Origin of the sequence: Macromonas nakdongensis, assembly GCF_002837145.1 — a bacterium.
Taxonomy (GTDB): Bacteria; Pseudomonadota; Gammaproteobacteria; order Burkholderiales; family Burkholderiaceae_C; genus Macromonas_B; species Macromonas_B nakdongensis.
Window position 1 is genome coordinate 1 of sequence record NZ_NWMV01000074.1, and the last position, 15,228, is coordinate 15,228.

A 15,228-nucleotide genomic window follows, 5' to 3' on the forward strand; every position below is an offset into this window, starting at 1 on the left:
CGGGCCCGGGTAACCCTGGTAGCCCTGGGTGGCGCGGGTGGCCACCAGGTACTCGCGGCCGGCGCAGAGCATGGGGCGCGGCTGGCCGTCCGGGTTGAGGGGCACCGTGGCGCCGCGGGCGATCCAGTGCCCGTCGGCACTGGCGATGACCCGACCGTCGCCGTCCAGCAGCAGCATGTTGCTGCGGCCCACGCGGTCGCGGTGGTCGGCGGGGTTGAGCACGGGCAGGGCCTCACCCGCGGGCAGGCCGTCGCGCGCCAGCAGGGGCTCTGCGTTCCAGGTGTGGGCGGCACCGGCCCGCAGCGCCTCGCCCAGGCCGGCCAGGGTCGCTTCGTCGGCCAGATCCAGCCCGCCCGAGTTGGTGCGCACCGGCCGGTACAGGGCCTGCGGCAGGGCGATCGCCGGGTGCGGCAGGCCCACGGCACCCTCGGCCACGCCTTGGTTCGCCACGGTGGCCACCGGGTCTTCCACCAGGGTTTCGATCGGGAGGCTGGCGTCGGCCACGCGGTTGACGAAGGAGGTGTTGGCCCCGTTTTCCAGCAGGCGCCGCACCAGGTAGGCCAGCAGGGTTTCGTGCGTGCCCACCGGGGCGTAGATGCGGCAGGGCCGGCCCAACTGGCCCTCGGTGGGCGTGCCCACCACCTGCTCGTACAAGGGCTCGCCCATGCCGTGCAGGCATTGGAATTCGTACTGGCCCGGGGTGTAGCGCGCCGGGTCGGCCAGCTCGTGGATGGCGGCCAGGGTGTGGGCGTTGTGGGTGGCAAACTGCGGGTAGACCGCGTCCGGCGCGGCCAGTAGCCGGCGCGCGCAGGCCAGGTAGGACACGTCGGTGTGCGCCTTGCGGGTGTAGACCGGGTAGTCGGCCTGGCCGTCAATCTGGGCGCGCTTGACCTCGCTGTCCCAGTAGGCGCCTTTGACCAGCCGCACCATCAGGCGGTGGCCGCTGCGGCGGGCCAGGTCGATCACCCAGTCGATCACGTGCGGGCAACGCTTCTGGTAGGCCTGGATGACGAAGCCGATGCCCTGGAAACCCACCAGCTCGGGCGCGAAGCACAGGCGCTCCAGCAGGTCCAGCGACAGCTCCAGCCGGTCGGCCTCCTCGGCGTCGATGTTCAGGCCGATGTCGTAATGGCGCGCCAGCTTGGCCAGGCGCAGCAGCACCGGGTACAGCTCCTCCATCACGCGGGTGTACTGGGCGCGGCTGTAGCGCGGGTGCAGCGCCGAGAGCTTGATGGAAATGCCCGGCCCTTCGTACACGCCCCGGCCCGCGGCCGCGCGCCCGATGGCGTGGATGGCCGCCTCGTACGAGGCCAGGTAGCGTTCGGCGTCGTCGGCGGTCAGCGCGGCTTCGCCCAGCATGTCGTAGGAATAGCGGAAGCCCTGCGCCTCGCGGGGGCGGGCGTGGGCCAGCGCCCCTTCGATGGTTTCACCGGTCACGAACTGCTCGCCCATCACGCGCATGGCCATGTCCACGGCCTTGCGGATCAGCGGCTCACCGCCCTTGCGGATCAGGCCGCCCAGGGTGTTGCCCAGGCCGGCTTCGCTGTGGGTGGCCACCAGCTTGCCCGTCAGCAGCAGGCCCCAGGTGGCGGCGTTGACGAACAGCGAGGGGCTCTGGCCCAGGTGCGGGTGCCAGTTGCCGTGGCTGATCTTGTCGCGGATCAGGGCGTCGCGGGTGTCGGCGTCGGGGATGCGCAGCAGGGCCTCGGCCAGGCACATCAGGGCCACCCCTTCCTGCGAGGACAGCGCGTACTCCTGCAGCAGGCCCTGCACCAGGCCCGAGCGGCCGCCGTCGTGCTTGCGTTCGCGCAGGCGCCGGGCGATGCGTTGCGCCAGCGCCTGCGAGGACGCGGCCAATCCCGGCGGCAAGGTGGCTTGCGGCAGCAGGGCGGCCACGGCCTGCGCTTCCGGCAGGCGGCAGGCGGCCGAAATGGCGCTGCGCAGCGCGTCGCGCTGCAAGGGACCCTCGGCGTACAGGGGCAGGTCGGCGGCGGGGGCGGCAAAGGGAGCAGGGGCGTTCATGGTGTGTCTCCGGTCCGGCGGATGCAGTGAATGGCGCCATGATGCCGCAGACAATGCCGAATAAAATTCGGTTTTTATTGGGTTTAACCGAGTTTTCCACCATGCCCTCGTCCCTCACCGACCTGGATCGGATCGACCTGCGCCTGCTCGACCTGTTGCAGCGCGACGGCCGCCTGAGCAACCTGAAGCTGGCCGAGGCCGTGGCCCTGTCGCCCACCGCCGTGCTGGCGCGGGTGCAGCGCCTCACGCGCGAGGGCTACATCCTGGGCTACGAGGCGCGGCTCAACCCGCTGAAACTGGGCGCGGGCATGACGGTGTTCGTCGAGGTGCTGCTGGACCGCACCACGCCCAATGTGTTCGACCAGTTCAAGGCCGCGGTGCAGGTGCAGCCCGACATCCTGGAGTGCCACATGGTGGCCGGCGGTTTCGACTACCTGCTCAAGACCCGCTCGGCCGACATGAACGCCTACCGCGCCTTCGCCGGCTCGGTGCTGTGGCAGCTGCCCGGCGTGCGCGAAACCCGCACCTACGCGGTGATGGAAGAGGTGAAGAACACCACCCAGCTGCACCTGCTGTGAGGCGGCGGGCCGGGGCTGCACCGCACGCCCCCGTCCCGGGAACGGTGCTGTTTTGCGGGCCGGGCTGGGTAAAATTCGCCACCGTCGACCTTCGTGGCTTTGTCAGAACCTTTCCATGACCCGGAGCACCCGCGCCGTCCTGCTGATGTGTGTCCTGCTGTGGCAGGCCCTGGCGTGGTTGACTCCCCCAGGACAGGCGCAACAGGCACAGGACCTGACGAACCGGCTGGTCCACGCCCAGGCGGTCGATCACCACCACCACGCCGACGCGTCGCTGCATGTGGACGATTCGGTCGACAGCCAGAGGCACCACCACGCCCACGAGGCGGTGCAGCCGGCGGGTCTGTTGCCCGCGTCTATCGGGCTTGTCGCTGTTGTGCCGCCCGTGGCGCCGCCGGTGGCGCGCCCTTCGGCATGGAGCAGTGTCTGGCTGGACAGCCCGCTGCGCCCGCCCCAAACTTGCGCCTGAGCGCTCGGGCTGCCCAACCCCAGGTTGGCGCCTGGTGGGTGTGCCGATGCGGCCAACCCGCTGTGTCTTGCGCCGTTCGGGTCTCCATCACCGGGAGGCCGGGACGGCCCTGCTGGCTGCACCTGTTTCCCTCCCCATTCGGGCTGCGGAACGGGCCGCAGCCAGACCTCTGAACCCCACATTCTGCAGTTCCATGAGACACCTTCCTCTGAGGCGCGCGGCGGCATTCCTGCTGCTGCTCGCCGTTCCCTTCATCGCCATGGCGCATGGCATTTCCGAAGCCGACCGGGTGCGCATGCTGCAAGCCGGCTACCTGCACTACGTGGAGCTGGGCGCCAGCCACATGCTGACCGGTTACGACCACCTGCTGTTCCTGTTCGGGGTGGTGTTTTTCCTCCGCACCTTCAAGGACGTGGCCAAGTTCGTGACCGTGTTCACCCTGGGCCACTGCATCACGCTGATCTTCGCGACCTACTTCAAAATCACTTGGAACTACTACCTGATCGACGCCATCATCGCGCTGAGCGTGATGTACAAGGCCTTCGACAACAACGGCGGTTTCCAGAAGCATTTCGACATGAAGTCGCCCAACCTGCTGATGGCGGTGTTCGGTTTCGGTTTGCTGCATGGCTTTGGCTTGTCCACCCGCCTGCAGCAGCTGCCGCTGGGCGACGACCCGGTCGCCATGCTCTGGCGCATCCTGAGCTTCAACGTCGGGGTGGAGCTGGGCCAGATCGCCGCGCTGGTGGTGATGGTGGCGGTGCTGGCGTTCTGGCGCCACCGGCCCACTTTCCAGCGCATTGGCTACATGGCCAACCTGGGGCTGTTCTACGCCGGCGTGTACCTGCTGTTCATGCAGTTGCACGGCTTCCAGCACGACACGGCGCCCGACAGCTTCCGCTTCCCGGCGGCCGAGCACCGCCATGCCCATGAGGACATGGACAGCGACAACGCGACCGATGCCAGTCGCAACGAACTTTGATCTCCCCCCAGTTTCAAACGGAAAGGACTCGCACCATGAAAACCTGTGTCATTGCCGCCAGCGTCTTGTCTGCCCTGGCTTTTGTCCCCCAAGTGCATGCCGGTGAAGGCGGCAGCTGCCATTTCCACGGCAACAAACCCGTGGCCGAAGCCGTGGTCATCGACTGCGCCAACCAGCGCCGCGATGCGCTGGTGAAGGCGGGCAAGTTGGACGCCTCCTGGGCCAAAGTGTCGCACGCCACCCTGGAGCAGGTGGACGGCAAAAAAGGCAAGGAGTGGAAGCTGACCTACCAGAATCCCGCAGCGGCCGACAAATCCAAACAAAGCCTCTACCTGTTCTACGCACCGGCGGGCCACTTCATCGCGGCCAACCACACCGGCAAGTAAGGGTGGGCCGATGGGCGCGCTGAACCCCGCGTTGAAGGGCGGCCTGCTGGCCTTGCTGGCCGCGGTTTTGTTTGGCCTGAGCACGCCCCTGGTGCAACGCTTGGGCGTGGGTCTGGGGCCTTTCACCACGGCGGCGTTGCTGTACGCGGGCGCGGCGGTGGTGGCCTGGCTGCTGCGCCAGCCCGCCGCCCGCGAGGCCCAGTTGCAGCGGGCCGACCTGGGCCGGCTGCTGGCCATGGCCTTCATGGGCGCGGTGCTGGGGCCGGTGGCCCTGGCCTGGGGCCTGCAGCGCACCAGCGGCTCCAGCGCCTCGCTCATGCTGACGCTGGAGGCCGTGTTCACCGCCGTCCTGGCCTGGCGCTGGTACGGCGAGGCGATGGGCCGCCGTGTGGCGCTGGCCATGGCCCTGCTGCTGGCCGGGGGGCTGGCGCTGATCGTGGACCAGGGCTCGGCGGGTCAGGTGCAACTCTGGGGCCTGCTGGCGGTGCTGCTGGCCACCGCCGCCTGGGGCATCGACAACACCTTGTCCCGCGCCGTGGCCGAGCGCGACCCGGGGCAGGTGGTGCTGGCCAAGGCGGTGCTGGGCGTGCTGGCCACCACGGCATTGGCTGGGCTCTGGCATGAGCCGCTGCCCGGTGGATGGGCGGTTGCCATGTTGCTGCTGGTGGGGGCCAGTGGTTACGGGTTGAGCCTGCGGTTTTACCTGCTGGCCCAGCGGGCGTTCGGTGCCGGGCGCACCGGCTCGGTGTTCGCGTTTGCGCCCTTCATCGGGGCCGTGGGTGCCTATGCCTTGGGCGACCGCTCGGTCGGTGTCTGGCTGCTGCTGGGTGGGGTGTTGATGGTCTGGGGCGTGGTGCTGCACCTGTCGGAGCACCACGAACACCCACACACCCACGACGCCTTGGAGCACGAACACGCCCACACCCACGACGACGGCCATCACAACCACACGCACGCGGTGATGCCCGATGGCCCGCACAGCCATTGGCACCGGCACGAGCCGATGGCTCACCGCCACCCACACGTGCCGGACCTGCACCACGGGCACCGACACTGAGGCGTGGCGGCTGCCAGGCGCTCAGGGCGAACCAGAGGCCGGGTCGCAGCCGAGCCCTCGTCTTCGCGCGATAAGGCCTTCGACGCCTGACCCTGGATGGGCCTTGCTCAATGTGGCCCAGTTCCACCCCGGCGAGTGGCCCGGGCGGGGCTGCTTCAGAACGGAATGTCGTCGTCCATGTCGTCGAAGCCGCTGCTCGGCGCGGGGGCCGGCGGGCGCTGCGGGGCCGGGCGCGGTGCCGGGGCGGCGGGGCGGGCCATGGGCGCGGCCGCGCGCGGTGCGTAGCCGCCACCGCCGCCTTCGTCCATGTTCTGGCCACCCATGCCTTCGCGGCCGCCCAGCAGCTGCAGCTCGGTGGCGATGATGTCCACCGTGTTCTTCTCCACGCCCGACTGGTCGGTGTACTTGCCGTACTTGAGACGGCCTTCCACGTAGATGGGACGGCCCTTCTTCACGTATTCGCCGGCAATTTCGGCCAAACGGTCGTAAAAAGTCACGCGGTGCCACTGGGTGTCTTCCACCGTCTCGCCGCTGTTGCGGTCTTTGCGGCGGCTGGTGGTGGCCACGCTCACGTTCGCCACGGCCTGGCCCGAGGGCAGGTAACGGATTTCGGGGTCGCGGCCGCAGTTGCCGACCAGGATGACTTTGTTGACGGATGCCATGGCGGGGAAATCCTCTCTAGCGTGGTGTGGAACGAACCGGGATTGTCCAACATTTGCCCGGCGGCGGCGCCCTGGCGGGCCGGGCTTTTACACTGGTGGCATGTCCCGGCCGTCCCAGCCCGATTTTCTGGCCCACCTGCGCCGCGAGGTGGCCGATGGCCGCCATTGGCTGGACCGCGCGGTGGTCATCGGTTTTGCCGTGCTGGCGGGCTTGGCGGTGGTGGGCTTCACCTGGCTGTCGGACGCGGCGTTCGATTTGTTCGCCACCTGGCAGGGGCGCCACTGGTGGGCGCCTTTGCTCTGGACGCCGGCCGTGACGGCCGCGGTGGTGTGGTTGCTGCGCCGCTGGGCGCCGGGGGCGGCCGGCTCGGGCGTGCCCCAGACCCTGGTGGCCCTGGAGCCGCGGCTGCCGCGCGAGCAGCGCGGGCGCTTCGTGTCGCTGCGGCTGTCGGCGGCCAAGGTGCTGGGCGTGTCCGGCGGGCTGCTGGCGGGGTTGTCGATCGGGCGCCAGGGGCCGTCGGTGCAGGTGGCCGCGGGGGTCATGCACCACGCGCGGCGCTACCTGTCGCCCCACACGGCCATCAGCGACCGCGAGCTGCTGGTGGCCGGGGGCGCGGCCGGCATCGCGGCGGCGTTCAACACGCCGCTGGGCGGCATCGTCTTTGCCATTGAAGAGCTGTCGCGCCGGTTGGAGCAGCGCAGCAGCGGCCTGATGCTGGCGGCCATCGTGGTCTCGGGGCTGGTGTCGGTGTCGGTGTTCGGCAACCTGTCCTACTTTGGCCGGGTGCGCATCGAGGTGGTGTCCTGGGCCGACCTGTTTTGGCCAGGGCTGCTGATCGCGGGGATTTGCGGCCTGATGGGGGGGCTGCTGTCGCGCCTGCTGCTGGTGTCGTTCACCGGCCTGCCCGATCGGTTTTGCGCCCTGCGCCGCGCCCACCCGGTGCGCTTTGCCGCCCTGTGTGGCCTGGGGGTGGCGGTGATCGGCGTGGCCACCGGGGGCAGCGTGCACGGCGGCGGTCACGACCACGTCAAGGCCTTGCTGGCCTTGGACTCGGTGGAGGCGCACACGCCTTTCCTGTTTTCGGGGCTGAAGTTCGTCGCCTCGTGGTGGTCGGCGTGGTCGGGCGTGCCGGGCGGGGTGTTCGGCCCCAGCCTGTCGCTGGGCGCCGGGGTGGGGGCCGACGTGGCCTGGCTCACCGACGCCCGGCAGGTGCAGGCGCTCATCGCCATCGGCATGGCGGGTTTTCTGGCAGCGGTCACGCAGACGCCCATCACCGCCATGATCATCGTGATGGAGATGACCGACGGCCACAGCATGGTGTTGAGCCTGATGGGCTGCGCCCTGGTGGCCAGCTTGCTGTCGCGGATGGTGAGTCGCCCGCTTTACAGCAGCATGGCGGAAATGATGTGGGCGGCGGTGGTGCGCACCCCCCCGGTGCCGGAGGCCGGCGCCGAACCGGTGCGGACGGGTGCCGCCGCCGAGCCCGCGGAGGGCGTCAGTGCGCCGGCCGGCCCGCTGCCGGGGGCGGCGCCTGCATCGGCCACGCCACCGCCAGCCACAGCAGGGCCAGGGCCGCACACCCCATGAACAGGCCCTGGGCGCCCACGTGGCGCACCAGCCAGCCGCCGGCCGCCCCGCCCACGAAAAACCCAACCGATTGCAGCGTGTTGTACACGCCCAGCGCCGCGCCGCGCGCGTGCACCGGGGCCAGGCGCGAGGCCAGGCTGGGCTGGCTGGCCTCCAGCGTGTTGAAGCCCAGGAAGAACAGGAACAGGCCCACGCCCAGCGCCGCGACCGAAGGCGTGTGCCCGGCGCTGTACCAGAAGCCCAGCTGCACCAGCAGGATCAGCCCGATGGCGAACAGGAACACCGCCCGCAGGTGGCCCTGGCGCTCCAGCCGGAACAGCACCCCGCCCATGACCAGAAAGGAGCCCACCAGCGCCAGCAGGTAGACCACCCAGTGCCGGTCGGCGGTGAGGCCCGCCTGCACCAGCAGGGCGGGCACCGCCATCCACATGGCCAGTTGCACCGCGTGCAACACGAACACGCCCAGGTTCAGTCGCAGCAGGCCGGCGTGGCGCAGCACCTCTGCCAGGCCGCGGCGGCCGGCGTCGCGCTGTTCCGTGGGTTCGGGCGGCACCACCCAGGCGACCACGGCCATGCCGGTCAGCGCCAGCGCGGTGGTCAGCCAGAACAGGCCGTGCAGGCCAATCTGCGCCGCCAGCACCGGCGCCAGCACCAGCGACAGCGCGAACATCAGCGCGATGCTGATGCCCACCAGCGCCATGGCCTTGGTGCGCACCTCGTCGCGGGTGACGTCGGCCAGGAAGGCGGTGATGGCGGCCGAAATGGCGCCGGCCCCCTGCAGGGCGCGGCCCAGGGTGAGCTGGTCCAGCGTGGTGGCGCTGGCGGCCACCGCGCTGCCCAGCGCGAACAGCGCCAGCCCGGCCAGGATGACGCGCTTGCGGCCCCAGCGGTCCGAGGCCATGCCCAGCGGGATCTGCAACAGCGCCTGGGTCAGGCCGTAGATGCCCATGGCCAGACCGACGCGGGAGGGGTCGTCGCCGCCGGGGTAGCGCGCCGCTTCCAGCGCGAACACGGGCAGCACCAGGAACAGCCCGAGCATGCGCAGCGCGAAGATGGACGCCAGCGACACGCTGGCGCGGCGCTCGCCGGGGGTCATGCGGTGGGTGGGGGGGCGGGTATCGGACACTTTGGGCAAGACCGACCGGCCCGGGCTGGCCAGTCGGAAGGTTCAGAGCAAACCCGGATTGTGGCGCAAGCCGGATGGCCCCACCCCGGCGGGGGCGGGCGAGGCCCCGGCGGACCGGAGACTCAGGCCGATTTGAGGGCGCTGCGGTAGGCGCCGCAGCCTACCAGCAGCTGGTCGTTGATGGGTAGCACGAAGGAGGATTTGCCGCGCACGTCCTTCGTCACCGGGTTGATGATGTTGTACTCCACCCAGCCGCCGCCGTTGTCGGCGCGGTCCCAGGCGTCGCGCAGCAGCTGGTCGGCGTCCAGGCCGGGCGCGTCGTGCAGGCGGCTGCCGGTCTTGGCGCGGTCGGCGCCCATCACGCGGTACACGCCGTCGCGGTCGAACACGAAGACGTAGAGGTCGCGGTCGATGAAGCGGCCCGGCTTGGTGTAGAAGTCCTCGCAGGCCCGTTCGTAGCCCAGGCTCTGGATGTGGGCCAGCGCGTCCTGGGCCAGCTGCATGGCGACGTCGGCGGTGCCCTGGGTCAGCCGCATGTGGTGCACGGCGTGGTCCAGGTCGTCGGTGTGCGCCAGCAGGTCGGCCGAACGCGCGCTGGTGCGGTCCACCATGGCGGCGTTTTCGTAGGTCACGCTGTCGATCTCGTTCATGGCCTGGGCCACTTCCTTGAGCGCGGCGCTCTGCTGGTTGCTGGCCACGGCCATGCCGTCGATGCGGTTGGCGATGTCGCGGATGCCGTGCACCAGCTGGTCCATGACGCCGTTGACGGAGTTGATCTGCGTGACCGAGGACTGCACCCGGCCGGTGGATTCGGCGATGAGCTGGCGCACCTCGCCGGCGGCCGACTGGCTGCGCTGGGCCAGGCTGCGCACCTCGGCGGCCACCACCGCGAAGCCGCGGCCGGCCTCGCCGGCGCGCGCCGCTTCCACCGCGGCGTTGAGCGCCAGGATGTTGGTCTGGAAGGCGATGCTGTCGATCACGCCGATGATCTCGTTCATGCGCTTGGAGGTGGACTGCAGCGTGCCCATGCCGCTGACGGTCTGCTGCATCAGGCCGCCGGCCTCTTCGGTCTGGCGGTGCAGCTGTTCGCTGACGCGACTGACCTCCTGCACGTTCTGGCTGTTGCGGGTCACGGTCTCGGCCGCTTCGCGCACGTTGGCGCTGGCCTGTTCCAGCGCGGCGGCCTGCGATTGGGTGCGGCCCGAGAGCTGGGAGCTGTCGGACACCAGTTGCTGCCCCATGTGGCCCAGCACCGCCGAGACGCTGCGCACGTCGGCCACCAGGGCCGACAGGCTGTTGAGCATGACCTGGAATTTGCGCCCCATCTGGGCCATTTCGTCGGTGCCGGCGATTTGGACGACGCCCGTGAGATCGCCCTGCGTGGCCTGTTCGATGACGCCATCGAGCTGGCGCAGGCCGTCCAGGGTGGCGTGGTAGAAGGCCACCATGCCGTAGGCGAGCAGCAGCAACAGCAGCACCGCGCCGCCGACCACGCCCATGAGGCGGTACTCGGCGCCGTCGGCGCGGGCCTGCAGCAGGGCTTCGAGGCGGGCCGACGCCGCCTGGACAAAGTCGCGCTGGATCTGCAGCACCTCGCTGCCGCGGCCGTGGTGCTGCTGCGGGTCGGCCATGAGGGCGCCCGAGCCCATGGTGGAGCCCACTTCCGAGGCGTAGCTTTCGGTGGCCTGCTGCAGCCGGCCCCAGCCCTCGGGCAGGGCTTCACCGGCGCGTTGCAGGGAGTCCAGCCGTTCTTGGGCCAGGCCCAGCAGGTCGTGCACGGCGCCGCTCTGGCCACCCAGCCGCACGGCGGCGTTGATCAGGTCGGCGTTCAGGCCCGTGGCCTGCCGCACCAGCAGGGCGCTGCCTTCGTTGCGCAGGTGGGCCGTGGCCTGCTGCAGTGGCGGCAGGCGGCCGACCACCGTTTCCATCAGAAAGTAGGTGTCGGCGTAGGGGTCGAGCAGCAGGGTGGAGGTTTCCGCAGCCAGCGAGGTGAATTTTTGCAGCCGGGTGAGCAGGGCGGTGTGCCGGTCGTAGAGCGCACCGCGGTCGGCCGTGGCCGACACCGCACCGGCCAGGGCGCCCAGGTCGCGTTGCAGCGGCCCCCAGGCTTCGGTCAGGCCCAGGGCGCTGGCGGCGCGCACCGCGGTGTCCAGCCCGGCGCTGGCCTGGCGCAGGGCGGCGGCGCTGGCGTCCAGGCCGCTCTGCGCGCTGGTCTGGCCCGACAGCAGCAGGTGCGCCTGGCCCTGATGGTCGAGCAGGTGGCGGCTGACGTCGGCGATGCCACGCACCACCCGCAGCCCGGCCATTTCCTGGTGGGCGGTGCTGCGTTCGGTCCACAGGTTCTGGCCCAGCTGCACCCCGGTGAAGGCCAGGGGCAGCAGCAGCACGGCGGCCATGGCCAGCATTTTCACCGACATGGGCAGGCGCTGCATCAGCGCCACGGCGGGCGCGAGCAGGCGGGAGGTGTGGGGGGTGGCGTTCATCGTGTTCGCTCAGCGCAGGGCGGCGCGCATCTGGTCGATGACGGCCCGGTAGTCGGGCTTGCCGAAGATGGCGCTGCCGGCGACGAAGGTGTCGGCACCGGCGTCGGCCACGCGGCGGATGTTGTCGGCCTTGATGCCGCCGTCCACCTCCAGCCGGATGTCCTTGCCCGAGGCCTCGATGCGCTTGCGCGCCTGTTCGATCTTGCGCAGGGCCGAGTCGATGAAGCTCTGGCCGCCGAAACCGGGGTTGACGCTCATGATCAGAATCAGGTCGATGTCGTCGATGACCCAGTCGAGCACGTCCAGCGGCTGCGCCGGGTTGAAGGTCAGGCCGGCCTGGCAGCCTTTGGCCTTGATGGCCTGCACGCTGCGGTGCACGTGGGCACTCGCGTCTGGGTGGAAGCTCACCAGGTCGGCCCCGGCGTCGATGAAGGCACCGGCCAGCGCGTCCACCGGCTGGATCATCAGGTGCACGTCGATCGGCACCGGCGTGCCGTCGGGCTTTTTGGCGTGCGGCTTGAGCGCCTGGCAGACCATGGGCCCGAAGGTCAGGTTGGGCACGTAGTGGTTGTCCATCACGTCGAAATGGATCCAGTCGGCGCCGGCGGCGATGACGTCGCGCACCTCCTCGCCCAGGCGGGCGAAGTCGGCCGAGAGGATGGACGGGGCGATGCGGTACGTGCTCATGGGCGCGGGGGGACAAAAGTGTGAAAGAACCGATTGTGCCCAAACTTCCCGCCCCTCTATGTCAGGGAAAGTGTGGATGGGGCGACAGTGTGTTCGGCCGACGGGCGGCGGCCCGGCTACCATTGTGACCATGCCCAAACACCAGTTCACCTGCGAGGTCCAGCCCCGCTACCTGCCCGAGCAGTCCGAGCCCGAGGCCGGCCAGTACGTGTTCGCCTACACCATCACGGTGAGCAACACCGGCCAGGTCGCGGCGCAGTTGGTGTCGCGCCACTGGGAGATCGAGGACGCCCAGGGCCACACCCAGGTGGTCGACGGCCTGGGTGTGATCGGACAGCAGCCGCTGCTGCAGCCGGGCGAGTCGTTCCGCTACACCAGCAGCGCGCCGCTGCGCACGCCCATGGGCATCATGAGCGGTCATTACTTTTGTGTGGGGGTGGACGGCCACCGCTTCGAGGCGCCGGTGCCGCCCTTCGTGCTGCGCGCCGAGGGCGTGGACGGCGGGGCCCACTACCACTGAGCGCCCGACCGAGCCGGCCCATGCCCCAGACGCCCCAGACCGCCGCCGATTGGCTGGCCGCGCTCGACCCGGACGCCGGTCTGGCCGAGCGCCACCTGTGGCTGATCGGCCTGGTCGATTGGCTGCGCGGCCCGAGTGCCGACGTGCCGGCCACCCTGAAGCGGGTGGAGGCCCTGCTCGACGCGGCCGACGCCGCCCCCGACTGGCCGGCGCGCTGGGGGGCGTGGTGGCAGCGGTTCCGTGACACGGTGGACCTGGCGCCGCTGCTGGCCGATTTCGGCTTCGCTTCCAAGTCGGTGTTCCTGACCGAGTTGGGGCACCGCATCCGGCGCAAGTTGCTGCCGACCTCGCCTTTGACCACCGACATGGCCGACCTGTTCGGCCTGCTGTTCTCGCACCCGCACGACGGGCGTTGGCTGCGCGCCTTGCCGCCGCGCCTGTTGCAGCGCCTGGCGCACTGGCTGGACGCGCCCCCGGCCCCGGCGGAAGCGGCCGGCCCCGCGATGAGCGGCTGGGAGCAGACCCTGTCCGACGCCCTGGCCTTTTGCGTGGGCCAGATCAGCGCGGCCGGCTTCACCCCCGAGCTGCGGGTGCGCATGTCGCCCGAGGCGCGCGCCGGGCGCACCTTCCAGAGCCTGGGCATGGCCTTTGAGGCCCACCGCCAGGCGGTGCAGGCCCAGGGCGTGGGCAGCGCCGCGGCCCGCGCCGAGGAGGCCCGGCTGCGCCACCTGCTGGACGAGGCGCGCCACGCCGCCTACACCGTCTACGCCCACCTGGAGGAGCACGGCATTTCCGTGGGCGTGGTCTTCCGCCTGCGCCAGTTGCGCGAACGCGTGCTGCGCGCCAAGGCCCTGCTCGACTGCCTGCACGCGCCGCAGCGGCCGCGCGCCACCGCGCAGTTGCTGGGGCAGCTGGTGCAGGTCGGGCGCGAGAGCCGCAGCATCCGCGCGCTGATCGGCCACAGCACCCAGCTCACCGCCGCGCGCGTGGCCGAACGCAGCGCCGAGAGCGGCGAACACTACATCACCCGCAACTGGGCCGACTACCGCCTGATGCTGCTGCGCGCCGGTGGCGGCGGGGCCGTGCTGGGTTTCACCACCTGGTTCAAGTTCCTGCTGGGCGGGGTGGCGCTGTCGGCGTTCTGGGGCGGGCTGGCCGCGGGCCTGAACTACGCCGCCGCCTTCGTGCTGATCCAGATGCTGCACTTCACCGTGGCCACCAAGCAGCCCGCGGTGACCGCGCCGGCCATGGTGGCCAAGCTCAAGGACCTGCACAGCCGCGAGTCGGTGCTGCGCTTCGTGGACGAGGTGGCGCACCTGTTTCGCTCGCAGGTGGCGGCCATCGCCGGCAACCTGCTGGCGGTGGTGCCGGTGGTGGTGGGGCTGAGCCTGGCCCTGTGGGCGCTCACCGGCGCCCCTATGCTGACCGAGGCCAAGGCCCGCCACGTGCTCGACGCGCACCAGCTGCTGGGCCCGACGCTGCTGTTCGCCGCCGGCACCGGCCTGCTGCTGTTTGCCAGCAGCATCGTCGCCGGCTGGGTGGAAAACTGGTTCGTGCTGCACAAGCTGGACTCGGCCATCGAGCACCATCCCGCCTTCACCCGGCGCCTGGGCGCGGCGCGGGCGCAGCGCTGGGGCCGCTTCCTGCGCACCCACATTTCGGGCCTGACGGCCAACGTCTCGCTCGGGCTGATGCTGGGCCTGGTGCCCGCGGTCGCCGCTTTCTTTGGCCTGGGCGGCGAGGTGCGCCACGTCACCCTGGTCACCGGGCAGATGGCCGCGGCCGTGGTCACGCTGGGGCCGGCGGTGCTGCTGGAGGGGGCGTTCTGGTCGGCGCTGCTGGCCACCCTGCTGGTGGGGCCGGTCAACCTCGCGGTGAGTTTTTACCTGGCCTTCCGCTTGGCCCTCAAGGCCCAGGGCGTGAGCGACGTGAACCGCCAGCGCATCCAGGCGGCCATCCGCCACCGGCTGCGGCGCGCCCCGCGCAGCTTCGTCTGGCCCCTGGACGCGCGCGAGGCCCAGGCCGCCGACGCCGGCGCCGACATCCCCCCGGCCGACCCCGGCCCGGAAACGCCGGTGCCCGACGACGAACCCGCCGCACCCGACGCGCCAGGCCACCGCCTGGCGCAGATCGAACGGCGCCCGCCGGAGTGAGCGCCGTGGGCGAATTCGAACTGATCCGCCGGCACTTCCAGCACCCGCTGGCGCGCCCGGGTGTGGCCCTGGGCAACGGCGACGACTGCGCCCTGCTGGCCCCCGCGCCCGGCATGCAGCTGGCCGTGTCCACCGACATGCTGGTGGCCGGCCGCCACTTCTTCCCCGACGTGGACCCCGAGGCCCTGGGCCACAAGGCCCTGGCGGTGAACCTGAGCGACCTGGCCGCCATGGGTGCCCGGCCGCTGGCCTTCACCCTGGCGCTGGCCCTGCCCCGGGCCGACGACGCCTGGCTGGCCGCGTTCGCGCGCGGCTTGCTGGCCTTGGCCGACGCCCACGGCTGCGCCCTGGTGGGGGGCGACACCACCGCGGGCCCGCTCAACCTGTGCATCACCGTCTTCGGCGAGGTGCCGGCCGGCCTGGCCGCGCGACGCGACGCGGCGCGGGCGGGCGACGACGTCTACGTCAGCGGTACCCTGGGCGAGGCCCGGCTGGCCCTGGCCGGCCTCCTCGGC

The 15,228-nt window shown here is 70.9% G+C and carries 13 protein-coding genes and 1 pseudogene; 9 read left to right on the plus strand and 5 right to left on the minus strand.

Translation table 11 applies throughout. From position 1 onward, the window contains the following. A partial coding sequence (locus CON77_RS10775; RefSeq protein WP_198552344.1) for a proline dehydrogenase family protein occupies window positions 1-2,022 on the minus strand: 2,022 nt, incomplete at its 3' end. Window positions 2,023-2,123: 101 nt separating this feature from the next. Between CON77_RS10775 and CON77_RS10780 the strand changes: the two genes are divergently transcribed. The 5 genes from CON77_RS10780 (at window position 2,124) to CON77_RS10800 (ending at window position 5,494) form a co-directional block, all read left to right on the plus strand. Beyond that, the gene (locus CON77_RS10780) at window positions 2,124-2,600 is read left to right on the plus strand and encodes an Lrp/AsnC ligand binding domain-containing protein (protein ID WP_101049151.1); all 477 of its coding nucleotides are present in this window, start codon (window positions 2,124-2,126) and stop codon (window positions 2,598-2,600) included. Window positions 2,601-2,715: 115 nt separating this feature from the next. Beyond that, window positions 2,716-3,069 (plus strand): hypothetical protein, encoded by a 354-nt coding sequence (locus tag CON77_RS10785; protein WP_101049152.1) that lies wholly within the window; start codon window positions 2,716-2,718, stop codon window positions 3,067-3,069. A gap of 193 nt (window positions 3,070-3,262) precedes the next feature. Continuing rightward, window positions 3,263-4,051: a HupE/UreJ family protein gene (locus CON77_RS10790; protein ID WP_101049153.1), complete on the plus strand. Its 789-nt coding sequence runs from the start codon at window positions 3,263-3,265 to the stop codon at window positions 4,049-4,051. A 35-nt stretch (window positions 4,052-4,086) separates the two neighbouring features. Then, window positions 4,087-4,437: a DUF6488 family protein gene (locus CON77_RS10795; RefSeq protein WP_101049154.1), complete on the plus strand. Its 351-nt coding sequence runs from the start codon at window positions 4,087-4,089 to the stop codon at window positions 4,435-4,437. 10 nt (window positions 4,438-4,447) lie between these two features. Then, entirely contained in the window at window positions 4,448-5,494 is a 1,047-nt protein-coding gene (locus CON77_RS10800) for a DMT family transporter (RefSeq protein WP_101049155.1), read from the plus strand. Between the two features lie 155 nt (window positions 5,495-5,649). Here the strand turns inward: CON77_RS10800 and ssb are convergent, their stop codons facing one another. Continuing rightward, window positions 5,650-6,156 (minus strand): single-stranded DNA-binding protein, encoded by a 507-nt coding sequence (gene ssb / locus CON77_RS10805; protein WP_101049156.1) that lies wholly within the window; start codon window positions 6,154-6,156, stop codon window positions 5,650-5,652. A 100-nt stretch (window positions 6,157-6,256) separates the two neighbouring features. On the opposite strand from ssb, the gene CON77_RS10810 reads away from it, so the two are divergent. Continuing rightward, window positions 6,257-7,744 (plus strand): chloride channel protein, encoded by a 1,488-nt coding sequence (locus CON77_RS10810; RefSeq protein ID WP_101049157.1) that lies wholly within the window; start codon window positions 6,257-6,259, stop codon window positions 7,742-7,744. Here the strand turns inward: CON77_RS10810 and CON77_RS10815 are convergent. The 3 genes and pseudogenes from CON77_RS10815 to rpe form a co-directional block, all read right to left on the minus strand. Beyond that, on the minus strand, window positions 7,653-8,840 hold the full coding sequence (locus CON77_RS10815) for an MFS transporter (protein WP_101049158.1): 1,188 nt from the start codon (window positions 8,838-8,840) through the stop codon (window positions 7,653-7,655). The two genes, CON77_RS10810 and CON77_RS10815, sit on opposite strands and share 92 nt — an antisense overlap. Window positions 8,841-8,992: 152 nt before the next feature. After that, window positions 8,993-10,291 (minus strand): annotated as a pseudogene (locus CON77_RS15820) (methyl-accepting chemotaxis protein); the annotation flags it as partial. A gap of 1,071 nt (window positions 10,292-11,362) precedes the next feature. Then, window positions 11,363-12,040, minus strand: coding sequence for a ribulose-phosphate 3-epimerase (gene rpe, locus CON77_RS10825; protein WP_101049160.1), 678 nt, complete (start codon window positions 12,038-12,040; stop codon window positions 11,363-11,365). 130 nt (window positions 12,041-12,170) lie between these two features. Here rpe and apaG point away from each other — a divergent pair, with 130 nt between their 5' ends. From apaG to thiL, 3 genes are all read left to right on the plus strand, one after another. Then, window positions 12,171-12,560 (plus strand): Co2+/Mg2+ efflux facilitator ApaG/CorD, encoded by a 390-nt coding sequence (gene apaG / locus CON77_RS10830; protein ID WP_101049161.1) that lies wholly within the window; start codon window positions 12,171-12,173, stop codon window positions 12,558-12,560. 20 nt (window positions 12,561-12,580) lie between these two features. Beyond that, window positions 12,581-14,713 (plus strand): transporter-like protein TlpB, encoded by a 2,133-nt coding sequence (gene tlpB, locus CON77_RS10835; protein WP_101049162.1) that lies wholly within the window; start codon window positions 12,581-12,583, stop codon window positions 14,711-14,713. Between the two features lie 5 nt (window positions 14,714-14,718). Further along, window positions 14,719-15,228: thiamine-phosphate kinase (gene thiL, locus CON77_RS10840; RefSeq protein WP_101049163.1), on the plus strand; the 510-nt coding region annotated here is incomplete at its 3' end.